This window comes from Nocardia noduli (assembly GCF_019038455.1).
Lineage (GTDB): Bacteria > Actinomycetota > Actinomycetes > Mycobacteriales > Mycobacteriaceae > Nocardia > Nocardia noduli.
This window is the reverse complement of sequence record NZ_JAFMPL010000023.1, coordinates 41,862-56,220: the sequence shown is the minus strand read 5'-3', so window position 1 is coordinate 56,220 and position 14,359 is coordinate 41,862. Positions and strand designations below refer to the sequence as shown.

16 protein-coding genes are annotated in these 14,359 nt (G+C 68.3%); 12 read left to right on the top strand and 4 right to left on the bottom strand.

Annotated elements, in window-relative coordinates; translation table 11 throughout:
- Nucleotides 1–2: 2 nt before the first annotated feature.
- Entirely contained in the window at nt 3–374 is a 372-nt protein-coding gene (locus JZ792_RS15800; RefSeq protein ID WP_216911218.1) for a VOC family protein, read from the top strand.
- A 132-nt stretch (nt 375–506) separates the two neighbouring features.
- Nucleotides 507–995: a pantetheine-phosphate adenylyltransferase gene (gene coaD / locus JZ792_RS15795; protein ID WP_216911217.1), complete on the top strand. Its 489-nt coding sequence runs from the start codon at nt 507–509 to the stop codon at nt 993–995.
- 75 nt (nt 996–1,070) lie between these two features.
- Here the strand turns inward: coaD and JZ792_RS15790 are convergent, their stop codons facing one another.
- The gene (locus JZ792_RS15790) at nt 1,071–1,586 is read right to left on the bottom strand and encodes a GtrA family protein (RefSeq protein WP_216911216.1); all 516 of its coding nucleotides are present in this window, start codon (nt 1,584–1,586) and stop codon (nt 1,071–1,073) included.
- 399 nt (nt 1,587–1,985) lie between these two features.
- On the opposite strand from JZ792_RS15790, the gene JZ792_RS15785 reads away from it, so the two are divergent.
- The 10 genes from JZ792_RS15785 (at nt 1,986) to JZ792_RS15740 (ending at nt 11,031) form a co-directional block, all read left to right on the top strand.
- On the top strand, nt 1,986–2,732 hold the full coding sequence (locus tag JZ792_RS15785) for a DivIVA domain-containing protein (protein WP_216911215.1): 747 nt from the start codon (nt 1,986–1,988) through the stop codon (nt 2,730–2,732).
- Nucleotides 2,733–2,820: 88 nt separating this feature from the next.
- Entirely contained in the window at nt 2,821–3,453 is a 633-nt protein-coding gene (locus JZ792_RS15780; protein ID WP_216911244.1) for a YceD family protein, read from the top strand.
- A gap of 66 nt (nt 3,454–3,519) precedes the next feature.
- The gene (rpmF, locus tag JZ792_RS15775; protein WP_109529679.1) at nt 3,520–3,702 is read left to right on the top strand and encodes a 50S ribosomal protein L32; all 183 of its coding nucleotides are present in this window, start codon (nt 3,520–3,522) and stop codon (nt 3,700–3,702) included.
- 22 nt (nt 3,703–3,724) lie between these two features.
- Complete coding sequence (gene rnc, locus JZ792_RS15770) at nt 3,725–4,447, top strand: ribonuclease III (protein WP_216911214.1); 723 nt, start codon at nt 3,725–3,727, stop codon at nt 4,445–4,447.
- Nucleotide 4,448: 1 nt separating this feature from the next.
- Complete coding sequence (gene mutM, locus JZ792_RS15765; RefSeq protein ID WP_216911213.1) at nt 4,449–5,309, top strand: bifunctional DNA-formamidopyrimidine glycosylase/DNA-(apurinic or apyrimidinic site) lyase; 861 nt, start codon at nt 4,449–4,451, stop codon at nt 5,307–5,309.
- Nucleotides 5,310–5,373: 64 nt separating this feature from the next.
- Nucleotides 5,374–5,955 (top strand): dihydrofolate reductase family protein, encoded by a 582-nt coding sequence (locus JZ792_RS15760; RefSeq protein ID WP_109529676.1) that lies wholly within the window; start codon nt 5,374–5,376, stop codon nt 5,953–5,955.
- Between the two features lie 5 nt (nt 5,956–5,960).
- Entirely contained in the window at nt 5,961–7,025 is a 1,065-nt protein-coding gene (locus JZ792_RS15755; protein WP_216911212.1) for a PHP domain-containing protein, read from the top strand.
- A gap of 126 nt (nt 7,026–7,151) precedes the next feature.
- Nucleotides 7,152–8,657, top strand: a complete 1,506-nt coding sequence (locus JZ792_RS15750; protein WP_216911211.1) for a PstS family phosphate ABC transporter substrate-binding protein — start codon at nt 7,152–7,154, stop codon at nt 8,655–8,657.
- A gap of 84 nt (nt 8,658–8,741) precedes the next feature.
- Nucleotides 8,742–9,830, top strand: a complete 1,089-nt coding sequence (locus tag JZ792_RS15745) for a winged helix DNA-binding domain-containing protein (protein ID WP_216911210.1) — start codon at nt 8,742–8,744, stop codon at nt 9,828–9,830.
- 145 nt (nt 9,831–9,975) lie between these two features.
- On the top strand, nt 9,976–11,031 hold the full coding sequence (locus tag JZ792_RS15740; protein WP_216911209.1) for an NAD-dependent epimerase/dehydratase family protein: 1,056 nt from the start codon (nt 9,976–9,978) through the stop codon (nt 11,029–11,031).
- A gap of 3 nt (nt 11,032–11,034) precedes the next feature.
- Here the strand turns inward: JZ792_RS15740 and JZ792_RS15735 are convergent, their stop codons facing one another.
- From JZ792_RS15735 to JZ792_RS15725, 3 genes are read right to left on the bottom strand one after another with little or no spacing between them, the layout of a single operon-like run.
- Nucleotides 11,035–12,060, bottom strand: a complete 1,026-nt coding sequence (locus tag JZ792_RS15735) for a sensor histidine kinase (RefSeq protein ID WP_216911208.1) — start codon at nt 12,058–12,060, stop codon at nt 11,035–11,037.
- The gene (locus JZ792_RS15730) at nt 12,053–12,751 is read right to left on the bottom strand and encodes a response regulator transcription factor (RefSeq protein WP_216911207.1); all 699 of its coding nucleotides are present in this window, start codon (nt 12,749–12,751) and stop codon (nt 12,053–12,055) included. The genes JZ792_RS15735 and JZ792_RS15730 overlap by 8 nt, the downstream gene beginning before the upstream one ends.
- A 4-nt stretch (nt 12,752–12,755) precedes the next feature.
- Nucleotides 12,756–14,213: a hypothetical protein gene (locus JZ792_RS15725; RefSeq protein ID WP_438804335.1), complete on the bottom strand. Its 1,458-nt coding sequence runs from the start codon at nt 14,211–14,213 to the stop codon at nt 12,756–12,758.
- Nucleotides 14,214–14,359 lie beyond the last annotated feature (146 nt).

Here is a 14,359-nt window from a genome sequence, read left to right as displayed (position 1 = left end):
AGATGACACAGCCCGCGGAGAACACGGTCGCCTGGTTCCAGATCGGCAGCGACAAGCCCGCCGAGGTTGGCAAGTTCTACGGTGATCTGTTCGGGTGGAATTTCACCCCGGATCCGAACACCGACGGATACGACCTCATCACCTACCCCGGCGGCCAGGGACCGAGCGGCGGGATCATGCATTCCCCCGACGCGAGCGCCAATCACGCCACGTTCGTCGTTCTGGTCCGCGATGTCGCGGCCACGGTCGCCGCCGCCGAGGGGTACGGCGGCAAGGTCCTGGTCCCGCCGACCACCGCGAAGGACGGACTCGTCTTCGCCCACATCCTTGACCCGTCCGGCAACAACTTCGGCGTTTTCACCCCCGGCTCGTAACAGGCGACCCGCGCGGCTATCGGGCGGCGTACACGACAGCGACGTCGTGTCCCGCCCGTCTCGGCGTCGGCGACCCGTCTGCCTCGGAAGTGGCGGGGGCGCGGGCGGCCTCGCGGCTGCTACGGTCGGCCCATGGCTGGAGCACTGTGCCCCGGATCCTTCGATCCGGTGACCAACGGACATATCGACGTATTCGCCAGGGCGTCGGCACAATTCGACGAGGTCGTGGTGACCGTCATGATCAATCCCAAGAAACAGGGGATGTTCACGGTCGAGGAGCGGATGGAGATGTTGCGCGAGGCGACATCGGATCTGCCCAACCTGCGGGTGGAGTCCTGGCAGGGCCTGCTCGTGGATTTCGCGCGGGAACAGGGGATCGGCGCCATCATCAAGGGTCTGCGCGACGCGGGCGATTTCGGCTACGAACTGCAGATGGCGCAGATGAACAAGAAGCTGTCCGGGGTGGACACCTTCTTCATCGCCACCAACCCCTCGTTCAGCTATCTGTCCAGTTCCCTTGTCAAAGAGGTCGCGTCCTACGGCGGCGATGTCACCGACATGCTGCCGCCGCTGGTGCACAAGCGGCTACTGGCACGGCTGGCCGAACGGAACAGGGGATAGGTTGCGTCGGACACGGATCCGCCCCGGCTCCTGATCACGGAGCCGGGGCGGATCTGTCGGTTCGAAAAGCGGCGCTCAGAAGACCAGGCCGCGCAGAGCCAGGAAGCGCATACCGCCGACCGCGGCGGTGATGGCGAGTACGGCGGCCGCCTGCATGCTGCCGCCCAGGCCGGGCGCCCACACTTCCAGGGCGGCGAGTCCCGCGGTGGAGATGCCGAGTCCGACCAGTGCCAGACCGCCGCCCTCCCACTGCGCGGTGAACCAGCCGACGCGACCGGCGGCGTGGAAGGTGAGCTGACGGTGCAGTTCGTTGGCGATGACGGTGCTCACGATCGAACCCGCAACGTTCGCGAGCAGCGGACCGACGCCGTGCATGGCGAAGAACAGCAGGACGTAGGTGATATTGCTCGATCCCCCGACCGCCGCGAACCGGATCAGCTGGGCGAAAGTCCGATCACCGCGCAGGTATCCGGCGATCCGACCGATGCGACGCGTCACCGGCGCCGTGTCCAGGACCGTGTTGGGCCCCACCCACGGTGTGTACATGCCGGCGGGCAACATCGGTGTCCGCGGTACTTCCAGAACGGTCATGGTCTATCCGATCCACACTCTGCCTTCGATTGGAACAACGGCGATGGTCATCGCTTCCTTCCCGCCACCGGGTGTTCCGTTCGTCGTGCACGTCAAGGATCCAATGCAAACGCGAACTGGTCAATCGGTATAGGGGAGGGGTTGATCCGACCGTCGGCCTCCTCTCAGTCCCACGGTTCCGGTCGGGGCCTGTACTTCTCTTATGAAGATCTTGTCGAGATCTCCCTCGGTAAAAATGTAACACGAAGCGGAGAGGTGGTCTCCACTTGATTTTGTGTGGTCTGCGAGACACTGGCGGTGACACGCCGGAAAGTGACTCGGCACGGGCCGTGATGAGGGGCACACTGGGCTCGGCGGAATGTTTCGCCCGAAGGCCTGTACGAGAGCGGGGTAGTCAGCATGTATCGCGTATTCGAAGCGCTGGACGAGTTGGTGGCCATCGTCGAGGAGGCGCGTGGCATACCGCCGACCCGGAGTTGCATCGTGCCGCGAGGTGATGTGCTGGAGCTGCTCGACGACGTGCGCGACGCGCTACCGGGTGAGCTGGACGACGCCCAGGACGTCCTCGATCATCGCGACAAGATCGTCTCCGACGCCCGCAACGCGGCCGAATCCACGGTCACCGGCGCCAACGAGCAGGCCGAGCAGACCATCGGCTCGGCCCGCGAGGAAGCCGACCGGATGCTGGCCGATGCCAAGGCGCACGCCGATCGCATGGTCGCCGAGGCGAGCGCGCATGCCGATCACCTGGTGAATTCCGCCCAGACCGAGGCCGATCGCGTTGTCGCGGAGGGCAACGCCGAATTCGAGGCCGTCACCGGGCGGGCGGGCGCCGAGGCCGATCGCGTGATCGAGGCCGGTAAAGCCTCCTTCGAGCGCTCGGTGGCCGAGGGCAAGGCCGAACAGGCCAGGTTGGTCGCCCAGACCGAGGTGGTGCGCGCCGCCCACGCCGAATCGGCGCGCCTCATCGACGGCGCACAGGAAGAGGCGGACCGGATGCGCGACGAATGCGACCACTACGTCGACTCGACGCTGGCCGATCTGGAGGAGACGCTCAGCACGACGCTGCGCACGGTGGGCCGGGGCAGGCACCAGTTGCGTTCCGGCACGGGCTCACCCGACTACGCGAGCGATTTCCGCCGGTAGCCCGCCCGGGGGCGTTTTGATTCGCCCGGGTCACCTCGCGTATTGTCGAGTGGTTGCCCATACCCCTTCGATCGTGAGTGAGTTCGTGATGCCCGCCGGTTCCGGTTCCACATCGCGTTCGCACGCGGCCCAGCGCCGCGAGCCGGACGCGGCATTCGTGCTGGATGTCCGCAGCCTCGGTCGGCGGCCCGGCACCATGAAAGAACTCCGGAGGACGGCGGTCACCGCCGATCGGCTCGGGCTGGAGATGATCGCGGTGCCCGAGGGCGCCGAGGTCGAACTCGACCTGCGTTTGCAGGCGGTCTCGGAGGGCGTGCTCGTCACCGGAACGGTCACCGCGCCGACGGCGGGGGAGTGCTCGCGCTGCCTGGAGCCGTTCACGGATTCGCAGGAGCTGTACCTCACCGAACTGTTCGCCTACCCGGACAGCGCCACCGAGCAGACCACCGAGGACGACGAGGTCTACCGCCTGGTCGACGACACCGTCGATCTCGAGCCGGTGATCATCGACCAGCTCGGTCTGGAACTGCCGTTGCAGCCGCTGTGCACGCCGGAATGCGCCGGGCTCTGCCCGGAATGCGGTGTCAGGATGGCGATTGCGGGTTCCGATCACGGGCATGAGATACTTGACCCTCGCTGGGCCGGGCTGGCGAAATTCGCCCCCGAATCGTCCGGCAGCGCCGGCCCCGATGCGGGCGCGGCCGAGCCGGACCATCAGTAGCAACACCAGTCAGCCGCCGTGGCGAACACCGCCATGGCATGCACACAGGACAGAGGAGAAGTAGTCGTGGCCGTTCCCAAGCGCCGGATGTCCCGTTCCAACACCAGGTCGCGGCGCAGCCAGTGGAAGGCCACCGCGCCGACCCTGATCACCTGCCCGAACCGCGCCTGCGGTGAGAAGACCCTGCCGCATATCGCGTGCCCTTCCTGCGGCACGTACAAGGGCCGTCAGGTCACCTCCGCTGTCTGACAGTTCGATCATTCGTATCGACGTGGCCGTCAGCGAGGACGAAGCCGGTTCGGCCGGTGAACACGTGAGCCTGCTCGAGGCACTCGGTGTCGAGGTGGGGCCGGATCTACTGCGGCTCGCCCTCACTCACCGGTCCTACGCCTACGAGAACGGCGGATTGCCGACCAACGAGCGCCTGGAATTCCTGGGCGACTCGGTGCTCGGCCTGAGCATCACCGAGCGGCTCTACCACGAGCACCCGCACAAGTCCGAGGGTGAGCTGGCGAAGTTGCGTGCCAGCGTGGTCAACATGCACGCGTTGGCCGAGGTCGCGCGGGGTCTCGGCGAAGGCGGTCTCGGTGTGCACCTGCTGCTGGGCAAGGGCGAAGAGCTCACCGGCGGCCGGGACAAGCCGAGCATCCTCGCCGACGGCATGGAATCGCTGCTCGGCGCCGTGCACCTCGAGCACGGTATCGGCGTGGCGCGCGAAGTGGTGCTGCGCCTGTTCGCCGATCTGCTCGAACGCGGACCGCGGATGGGCGCGGGCCTGGACTGGAAGACCAGCCTCCAGGAGCTCACCGCCGAACGCGGTATCGGTGTGCCCAGCTACGAGATCACCTCGACGGGCCCCGACCACGACAAGGAATTCACGGCGACGACGGTGATCGGCGGTGCCTACTACGGGCAGGGCGTCGGTCGCTCGAAGAAGGAAGCCGAGCAGAAGGCGGCGGGCGCCGCCTATCGGGCGCTGACCGCAGACGCCTGACGTGCCCGAACTTCCCGAGGTCGAGGTGGTGCGGCGCGGACTCGCCACACATGTGGTCGGCCGCACCGTGGAATCGGTGACGGTGACCCATCCCCGGTCGGTACGCCGCCACCCCGAAGGCGCCGCGGATCTCGCGGCCAGGCTGACCGGTCTGCGCGTGGAATCCGCGCAACGTCGCGGCAAATACCTCTGGCTCACCTTCGACGAACCCGATACCGCGCTGGTCGTGCACCTGGGTATGAGCGGGCAGATGCTGGTGCAGCCCGCCGTCGCGCCGGTGGAGAAGCACGCGCATATCCGCGCGGCCCTGCACGACGGCGCCGAATTGCGTTTCGTCGACCAGCGCACCTTCGGCGGCTGGGCGCTGGCCCCGCTGGTCGAGGTGGGTGGATCGCTGCTGCCGGAGTCGGTCGCCCATATCGCGCGTGACCCCCTCGATCCGCTGTTCGATCAGGAAGCGGCCGTCGCCGCGCTGCGCGCCAAGAACACCGAGATCAAGCGGGTGCTGTTGGATCAGACCGTGATCTCGGGGGTGGGAAACATCTACGCCGACGAGTCGCTGTGGCGCGCTCGCATCCACGGCAATCGTCCGGCCTCCGGGCTGACGCGCCCCGCCTTGCGCACTCTGCTCACCGAGGTCGGCGCCGTGATGGGCGACGCGCTGGAGGCGGGCGGCACCTCCTTCGACGCGCTCTACGTGAACGTCAACGGGCAATCCGGCTATTTCGAGCGCTCACTGGCCGTATACGGCCGCGAGGACGAACCGTGCCGCCGCTGCGGCGCCCCGATCGTGCGCGAGCGATTCATGAGCCGGTCTTCCTACTCCTGCCCGCGCTGCCAGCGCAAGCCTCACCACCGCTGAGCCGAGCGAGCTACCGTTTCCTCAGGCGGTCGGGATATCGGTCCGGTCGTTGGAGGAAGGATTTATGCGCAAGCTCACGTATTACGTCGCATCCACGATCGACGGATTCATCGCCACCGAGGACGGAGCGGTCGACTTCTTCCCGGTCGGGGGCGACCACGGTCCGGCGATCACCGCGCAGTATCCCGAGACGCTGCCGACCAAGGTGCGCGAGGCGCGGGGGATCGACAAACGCAACGCCAGCTTCGACACGGTGCTGATGGGTCGCAAGACGCACGATTTCGGCGTGCGTACCGGCACGTCGAGTCCGTACGCCCATCTGCGGCAGTTCGTGGTGTCCACGACGTTGCCGGAGAATCCCGATCCCGCGGTCGAGCTGATCGCGCGGGATCCGCTGGCGACGGTGCGCGAACTCAAACGGGAGCCCGGCCTCGGAATCTGGCTGTGCGGCGGCGGGGAGCTGGCGCAGGCGCTGCTGCCGGAAATCGATCAGATCTACCTCAAGCTGTATCCGATAGTGCTCGGGCACGGTAAGCCGCTGTTCGGTGTGGGGACCAGGCTGCCGGACATCACCCGGTACCGGGTGATCACCAGCCGGGTCTTCGAGGACGGGGTGGCCTTCATCAAGTACAGCAAGATTCGATAGTCGCGGTGGCCGGACCGGAGTCGTCGGCCACACCGAGCCCGGCCGCGGCGCCGGGCCCGGTGGAGGCGCTGCGCGAAATCGGTTTCTGGCTCGAACGCGCCCGCGCGCAGACGCATCGGGTGAAGGCGTATCGGCGGGCCGCCGATATCGTCGCCGGTCTGTCCTCCGACGATCGTGAGACGCACCGGGCCGCGCACAGCTGGCAGGAGGTCGCGGGGATCGGGCCCAAGACCGCCGCGGTCATCGAGCAGGCGTATTCCGGCGCGGTGCCCGTCTACCTGACCGAATTGCGCGATGCCGCGACTCCCATCGGTCTCGAGGGCCGATCGATGCGCGCTGCGCTGCGCGGTGATCTGCACACCCATTCGGACTGGTCCGACGGTGGCAGCCCGATCGAGGAGATGATGGGCGTCGCCGCCGCGCTCGGGCACGAATACTGCGCGCTGACCGATCATTCGCCCCGGCTCACGGTGGCCAACGGCCTGTCGGCGGATCGGCTGCGCCGCCAACTGGATGTGATCGCCGAACTGAACGAGCGGGTCGCGCCGTTTCGGATACTGACCGGGATCGAGGTCGACATCCTCGACGACGGCACCCTGGATCAGCGCGCCGATCTGCTGGCCGAACTCGATATCGTGGTGGCGAGTGTGCATTCGCACCTGCGGGCCGATGCCGCGGTCATGACCAAGCGGATGGTCTACGCGGTCGCGAATCCGAATGTCGACGTGCTGGGTCATTGCACGGGACGTTTGGTCGAGGGCGGTCGCGGGACGCGGCCGGAGTCGAGTTTCGACGCCGAAGTGGTGTTCGAGGCGTGCAGGCAGTACGGCACCGCCGTCGAGGTCAACTGCCGCCCGGAACGCCGCGATCCGCCGTCGCGGCTCATTCGGCTCGCCGTCGAGATGGGGTGTTTCTTCTCCGTCGACACCGACGCGCACGCGCCGGGGCAATTGGATTGGCAGGGGTACGGCTGTGAGCGCGCGCTGGCCAACGGCATCGCACCCGATCGGGTGATCAACACCTGGCCGGTGGAGCGACTGATCGCCTGGACGCGCGCCGACGCCGGTTGACCGGACGTGAACAGTCGCCGAACACTGGCACCGCCACCGGGTGGGTAGCCGAATCCGCTCGAAAATGGTTGGCACGCGGGGGTAGTCGAGTTCGCGTGGCAATAATTTCGGGGGAGGGAACCGTCGGTGGGAGATTTTCCGGTCGACACGATACTGGCGCTGATCGGTATCGCGATACCGGTCGCCGCTTTCCTGTGGGAGTTCGTGATCGGCGGACGACGCAGGCTCGGCTATCGCGTGCAGATGGACACGCCGGTCACCGGCGAGGTCGAAGCGGTATTTCCCGGGGTGCTGACGCAGCTGCGCCGCGATGCCGGTGCGCACATGCGCGATCTGTCGATCGTGCTGGTGCGGATCGAGAACAGCGGGACGTCGACGATCGAGGCCGCCGACTATCTGGCCCCGGTCGCCCGGGTCGGATTGCACCTGCGGTTTCCGCAGCGACGGGTGGTCGGTATGGCGGTCACCGAACTGAGCGATCAGGATCTGGCCGACTCCCTCGGGCCCAATTCCGGGATCGGCGTCCGTGAGGACACCGGCGGGCACATCGGCGTGATCGATCTGCCCAAGGTGCCGTTGAATCGCGGCGATCACTACAAGGTGCTCGCGATTCTGCAACGTTCGGAGGGCAGCGGCGAATATCCCGATCCGGTACTGCTCGGCGGGATCAGGCGCGGACGCGTCACCGAGACGCGGAGCCGCACCGGGGTATCACGGGTGATGCTGGCGCTGATGGCCTTCCTGGTGCTGGTGATCGTGGTGCAGTTCGTCGTCGCCCAGGTCGAGCCGCGGCCCGATCCGCTCGACTGCGCGTCCGGAAAACTGACCGTCGTCGGTTCCTCCGCTTTCGAGCCGGTGATCCGCGACGCCGCCACCCAATACGGGAAGCGTTGCACCGGGGCCGAATTCGTCTTCGATTTCGCCGGTACCGAACGCGGACTGGACCGCGTGACCGAGGCGGGCCCCGACCCGTCGCTGATCACCATCAGCGACGGCGCCAAGGGGCCCGGCTATCCAGCGCTGCTCGCCCGCCCGCTCGCGCTGTCGATGTTCACCGTGATCGTGCACAAGGATCTCGGCATCACCGATCTGACCGCGAAACAGATCGACGACCTGTTCCAGGGCAGGATCACCAGGTGGAGTCAGATCGGCGGACCGGACCTGCCCGTGGTGCTGGTGGATCGCACGCCCGGCTCGGGGACTCGCGCACTGTTCGAGCGCAGAATGCTCGGCGGTGGCCGGACCGAACGTCCGCACCGGAGCTGTACGGCGATCAAGGACACCGCGGGCACCTACTGCGACGTCCCGGTGACGAAGGATATGCACAAGGCCGTCGCCGAGATTCCCGGTGCCATCGGCTACAGCGAACTCTCCGAGGCCCGCAAGGCCGATATGCGGATCGTCACCGTCGACGGGGTGGCCGCCGACCGGCAGCGGGCCATCGATCGCTCGTATCCGTTCTGGGGCGTGGAGTACGCCTACAGCAACGGTGACCCGCCCGGCGACTCCCTGGCGGCGAGCTTCCTGCACTACCTGACCGCCGATATCGGGGCCGAGGTGCTGCGCGCACACGGGAACGAGCCGTGCGGCAGCGCGCTGATCGAACCGGGACGCTGCGATCCGAACCGGTGAATCGGGCGTTCACGGCGGCCGATAGCGTCGTCCGCGCACCGGCGGCCGCGCCGACCTGTCGGTGGTGTCGGAGAAGATTCATTCATGACGGAACTTTCGCTGCGTGCGCTGAACCGGACCCTGCTGGTGCGTCAGATGCTGGCCGAGCGGTCCCCGATCGGTCCGCTCGAGCTGGTCCGGCACGTGGTCGCCGTGCAGGGGCAGGAACCCAACTGGCCGTATGTCGGATTGTGGTCGCGGCTGGTGGATTTCGACCACGACGAGCTGGCTGCGCTGCTGCGCGAGCGGATGCTGGTGCGCTCCACCATGATCCGTCGCACCGTGCACCTGGCCGCCGCGCAGGACTTCCGCTGGCTGCGGCCGACCGTGCGCCCGATCGTGCACGCGGCGCTGCGCGCACCCTATTTCCGTGACGAGATCGACGGTATCGACCTCGACGAACTCGCCGTCGTCGGACGCGAGATCCTCGCGGGGAAGACGTTGAGCCGTAGTGATTTCGGGAAGTTGCTCGCCGAGCGGTTTCCCGACCGACTGCCCCGCAGACTCGCGGAATCGGTGGAGATGCTGGTGCCGATGGCGCACGGTCCCGAGACCGGCGAGTGGGGCAGGTGGCGCAATCGCTACGTGACGATGAGCCTGGCCGACGAATGGATCGGCGACCCGATGGGCACCGAGCCCGACCCCGAGCAGTTGATCCTGCGCTACCTGGCCGCCTACGGCCCGGCCACCGTCGCCGATATGCAGGCCTGGGCGGGGGTGACCAGGCTGGCCGAGGTGATCGACGATATGCGCGACCGCCTGCGCGTCTTCACCGACGACAAGCACAAGGTGCTGTTCGACGTCCAGGACGCGCCGCTGGCCGATCCGGACCTGCCCGTGCCGGTCCGTTTCCTGCCCGCCTTCGACAATGCCCTGCTCGGGCACAAGGACCGCCGCCGGATGATCAGCGAGGAGGACCGCGCGCGCACCGCCGCGGAGGCGTCGGCGGGGGTGCCCGTGTACCTGGTCGACGGTTTCGTCCACGGCCGGTGGGCGCTGGACGGCGCCACCGTCCGCGTCATCCCCTGGCATCCCCTCACCCCGGGTGACGAGGAGGCGGTGCGCGCCGAGGCGGCCTCCCTGCTGGGTTTCGTCGCCCCCGGCGAGGACGGAAAGGTGGTCATCGAGCGCTGACGGCCCGGCAACCGTGACCGAAATCTGACGCTCCGGCGCGGGTACTCCCGCATCGCGGCACGACCGGGCACGATCGGGGTATGACACGAGACCGGCGAGTGGCGATGGGCGTGGTACACCGGCCGGAATCGCGCCGGTGGGCGGCATGAGAGTCCTGCTGACCGGCGCGGCCGGGTTCATCGGATCCCACGTCTACCGCGCGCTGACCGGCGCGGGACACGAGGTGGTCCCGATCGACCTCATGGTGCCCGCCGCGCACGGCCCCGACGCGACGACGCCACCGGGTGTGGCGCGCATCGACGTGCGCGACGGCGTCGCGTTGGACGGCGTCCTGCGCGGCATCGACGTGGTCTGCCATCAGGCCGCGGTGGTCGGCGCGGGCGTGAGCGCGCAGGACGCGCCCGCCTACGCCAGTCACAACGATGTCGGCACCGCCGTACTGTGCGCCGCCATGGACCGGGCCGGCTGTCGCAGACTCGTGCTGGCGTCGTCCATGGTGGTCTACGGCGAGGGGCGTTATTTCGGTCGGCGGTGCGGCCGCGTCGAGGTCGAATCTCGTCGACCGGAGGATCTCGCGGCCGGAATCTTCGAATACCGTGGCCCCGACGGCGAATCGCTGACCTGGGACACCGTCGACGAGGACGCGCCGCTGCGGCCGCGAAGTCTGTACGCGGCGAGCAAACTCGCGCAGGAGAACTACGCGGCCGCCTGGGCCGCCGTCACCGGATCGACGGTCGCGGCCCTGCGCTACCACAATGTCTTCGGCCCCGATATGCCCAGGGACACACCGTATTCCGGGGTGGCGGCGATCTTCCGCTCCGCGCTCGAGGTCGGGCAGCCGCCACGGGTTTTCGAGGACGGCGGGCAGATGCGGGATTTCGTGCACGTCGCCGATATCGCGGCCGCGAATCTGGCGGCCGTCGAACGGCCGCTACCCGGTTTCCAGGCGCTCAATATCTCCTCCGGACGCCCGATCTCGATCCTCGAGGTCGCCGCGACCCTGGCCGTGGCGCGCGGCGGACCGCAACCGGTGGTCACCGGCGGCTACCGGGCCGGGGATGTGCGCCATATCGTCGCCGATCCGGGAAGGGCCGCGCGCGCACTGGGTTTCGTCGCGACCGTGGACCCGCTCGACGGTCTGGCCCGCTTCGCCTTCGAGCCGTTGCGTGAGAGCGCGGGAGTGTGCGCGCCGAGCGTATGAGATTCAGTTCTTCGACAGCGGTAATCGCACCTCGAAGCGGCTGCCCCTGTCGCGGTTCTCGACGGTGATGTCGCCGTGGTGTGCCTGGATGAGTCCGGCGGCGATGGCCAGGCCCATACCGCTGCCCGCGGGAACCCCGTCGGCGGCGACCGGGGAACGCGCGGCGGTGCCGCGGTAGGCGACGTCGAAGATGCGGGGCAGATCGGCTTCCGAGATTCCGGGACCGGTGTCGTCGACACGTGCCCACGCCTGTCCGTCGGTGGCGCCCGCCGACAGCGACACCTCACCGCCGGGCGGGGTGTGGGCGATGGCGTTGGAGACCAGGTTGGTGAGTACCCGGCCGAGGGCCTGGTCGCTGGCGGTCACCATGATCCGGTGCTCGGGTTGGTCGGCACGCAGGGTGATGCGGGCGCGTTCGGCGGTGGTCCGATTGGCCGCGAGCACCTCGTCGATGAGTTCGCGCAGGTCCACCGGTTCCAACTCCAGTCGCAGCGCGCCCGCGTTGATCTTCGACATCTCGAACAGGTCGTCGACCATTCTGGACAGCCGGTCGGTCTCGCAGCCGATCTGCGCGGCATAGCCCGCGACATCGTCTCGACCGCTCACGACACCGTCGGCGAGGGCCTCGGCCATCGCCCTGATCCCGGCGAGCGGCGTGCGCAGATCGTGGCTGACCCAGGCGACCAGTTCGCGCCGGGATTTCTCGGCCGCGCGCTCCTGATCCCGGATCTGCTTCTCCCACACGGTTTTGCGCGCCTGCTCGCGCCCGAGCAGAATCGCCGCGGGAACGGTGACGGCCGCGACGACCGCCAGAACCACGGCGGTGCGCTGCAATTCGTGGGTGAACATGAGACCGCTCACGCCGATGATGCCGGCCAAGGTCGCCAGTGTCGGGATCAGGACGAGCACGGCCATGCTGACCGTCAGCGACCGATTGCTGTTGGCGCGCAGTATCAGCGCGCCGATCAGCACCACCGGCACCGAACAGGCGAGCGAGAACGCGATCAGCGCGAAGGTGTCCTCAGGCATGGTTTCCTCCGGAATCGGTGCGTCCCCAGGCGTAGCCGCGCCCCCAGACGGTGTCGATGCGGTGCCGGTCGCCGAGTTTGGCGCGCAACCGCTTGATATGCACGGTGACGGTGGACAGATCGCCGAAATCCCAGCCCCACACCCGCGCGAGCAGTTCCTCCCGGCTGAAGACCTCGCCCGGATGTTTCAGCAGGAAGACCAGCAGGTCGAGTTCGCGCGGGGTCAGGTCGACGGGTTTGTCGTCGACCAGTGTCAGGCGCGCGGCGGGACGCACCTCGATGGGTCCGTCGCGCAGCACCTGGTGACCGTTCTCGCGGACCGGTTGCGCGCGCCGCAGCACCGAGGCCACCCGCAGCGCCAACTCGCGCGGGCTGAACGGTTTGGTCACGTAGTCGTCCGCGCCCGCCTCCAGTCCGAGAACCCGGTCGTCCTCGTCGCCGAGTGCGGTGAGCAGGATGATCGGGGTGTCCGGGCGCGGACCGGACCGGATCGCCCGGCAGATCTCGATCCCGTCGGGCGCGGGCATCATCACGTCGAGTACCGCGAGTTCCACCGCGTCGCCCTCCTCGGCCAGCGCGGCCGTCGTCGTCGCGCCGTCGACGGTTTCGCGCACGGTGTGCCCGTCGCGTTCCAGGTAGCGCCGGACCACGTCCCGGACGACGGGATCGTCGTCGGCGATGAGAATGCACATGGTGTCACCAATTCGTCAGGACCAGATGGACGAGCGCGAGCGTGCCCGCCGCCTGGATCGCGAGCCAGACCCTGGCGTGGGACCGGGGCAGGAAAGCTGTCGCGGCGAGCAGCCACACATCGAACGGTAACCAGATCCGCTCGGTTTCGGCTTTGCTGAGTCCGCTGATGTCGGCGGCGACGATCGCGCACAGTGTGGCGGCGACCAGTAGCGCCGCCGGGTCGAGTGCCCGCAGCGTGCGCGGGGCCAGGGCCCGGGCCAGACCCGCCGCGGTGGCGAGCCCGACCGCGCACAGTGTGGCGGCGAGATTGCCCCACCAGTAGTACGAGTAGGGACGTTCGGTGGCGATCCCCTGGTAGTAGCGTTCGATCACCAGGTGGTAGCCGTCGAACCACCAGAATCCCGAGACGGTGAACGCCGCGGCCACCGCCAACGCGCCCGCCGCCGCGGGGAGCAGCGGGCGCACGGTGCGTCCGGCGATCAATACCGCCACCGCGGGGAAGGCCATCAGCACCAGGCCGTAGTTGAGGTAGATCCCTAGCCCGAACAGCACACCGGCGGAAACGGCGATCAACGGTCGCCACCCGCGTTGTGGAGCGGTGATCGGGGTCTCGGCGGCACCGCGGGTGGAGCGGCCACGACCGGCGCGTTGCGAGACGGCGAACTCGACGGCAGATATCTCTCGGCTCGGGGTGCGCGCCGGGCGGGAGCGGGTCGCGATCGCGAGCAACGCCACCGCCCACGCGGTGACACCGGCGAACATCGCGTCGGCGGAGACGGCGATCCAGATCGCGGCGGGCGCGAGCGCCAGGTACGGCAGCGCGGTGCGCGCGCGTTCCTCGGCGCCCAGTGCCCGCAGCGTCACCGCCACCGCGACCACGGTGCTCGTGCCGATCAGGAGGCAGGCCGTCGCCGCCCAGGTCCCGCCGCCGAGACCGATCCGGTCCAGGGCGACGAAGAACAGCAGCGCGGCGGGCGGATGCCCGGAGACGTGCGTGGTCCACGAATCCGGCTGGAAATCGAGGATGCGGTCCGAGAAACCTTGCAGCGCAGCGGGAATGTCGGTGATGCCGGGCACCTCGCTCAGGTATTCGTGACCGTCGGTCAGGTGGTCGGCGAAGCCGCGCCGCCATCCGTCGACCATGGCGAGCGCGAAGGCCCAGGCCAGCGCGGTGAGCCAGGCCGTCACGAGCAGCCCCCGCCACGGGAGCCGTGCCGCCAGGTCCGGTCCCCGGAGGATCACCAGGCAGGCCACGAGGACGGCCGGACCCGTTCCCCAGCCGATATGCGGTAGCCAGTTCCCGAAGATCGGCGCCGAGCCCGCGTACAGCGTGGCCCGCCACTGTTCGCTGTGGATTCGCGGCACGATGAAGGCCGCGGCGACCAATACGGCGGCGATCCCCGCGGCGGCGATCTCGCCCCGCCACCGGAATCCCGGCTGCTCCGCTGCTTCCTGTTCGATGGCGTCCCTGACGTCGTGCACGGCTCTCACCCTAGGGTGCCGACAGGGCGGTTACCGCAGTTCCAGACCACTTTTCAGGCACCGTCACTGTTTCGTCACAGGATTTCGACCGCCGATCGAGCCCGCACCGCATAGCGTCGAACCGT

Excerpts from the sequence above, each read along its gene's own strand:
- JZ792_RS15785 (WP_216911215.1), top strand. The coding sequence starts at position 1,986 with ATGTATCGCGTATTCGAAGCGCTGGACGAGTTGGTGGCCATCGTCGAG.
- JZ792_RS15740 (WP_216911209.1), top strand. The coding sequence starts at position 9,976 with ATGAGAGTCCTGCTGACCGGCGCGGCCGGGTTCATCGGATCCCACGTC.
- JZ792_RS15780 (WP_216911244.1), top strand. The coding sequence starts at position 2,821 with ATGCCCGCCGGTTCCGGTTCCACATCGCGTTCGCACGCGGCCCAGCGC.
- JZ792_RS15790 (WP_216911216.1), bottom strand. The coding sequence starts at position 1,586 with ATGACCGTTCTGGAAGTACCGCGGACACCGATGTTGCCCGCCGGCATG.
- JZ792_RS15800 (WP_216911218.1), top strand. The coding sequence starts at position 3 with ATGACACAGCCCGCGGAGAACACGGTCGCCTGGTTCCAGATCGGCAGC.
- JZ792_RS15735 (WP_216911208.1), bottom strand. The coding sequence starts at position 12,060 with ATGCCTGAGGACACCTTCGCGCTGATCGCGTTCTCGCTCGCCTGTTCG.
- JZ792_RS15730 (WP_216911207.1), bottom strand. The coding sequence starts at position 12,751 with ATGTGCATTCTCATCGCCGACGACGATCCCGTCGTCCGGGACGTGGTC.
- coaD (WP_216911217.1), top strand. The coding sequence starts at position 507 with ATGGCTGGAGCACTGTGCCCCGGATCCTTCGATCCGGTGACCAACGGA.
- JZ792_RS15745 (WP_216911210.1), top strand. The coding sequence starts at position 8,742 with ATGACGGAACTTTCGCTGCGTGCGCTGAACCGGACCCTGCTGGTGCGT.
- JZ792_RS15760 (WP_109529676.1), top strand. The coding sequence starts at position 5,374 with ATGCGCAAGCTCACGTATTACGTCGCATCCACGATCGACGGATTCATC.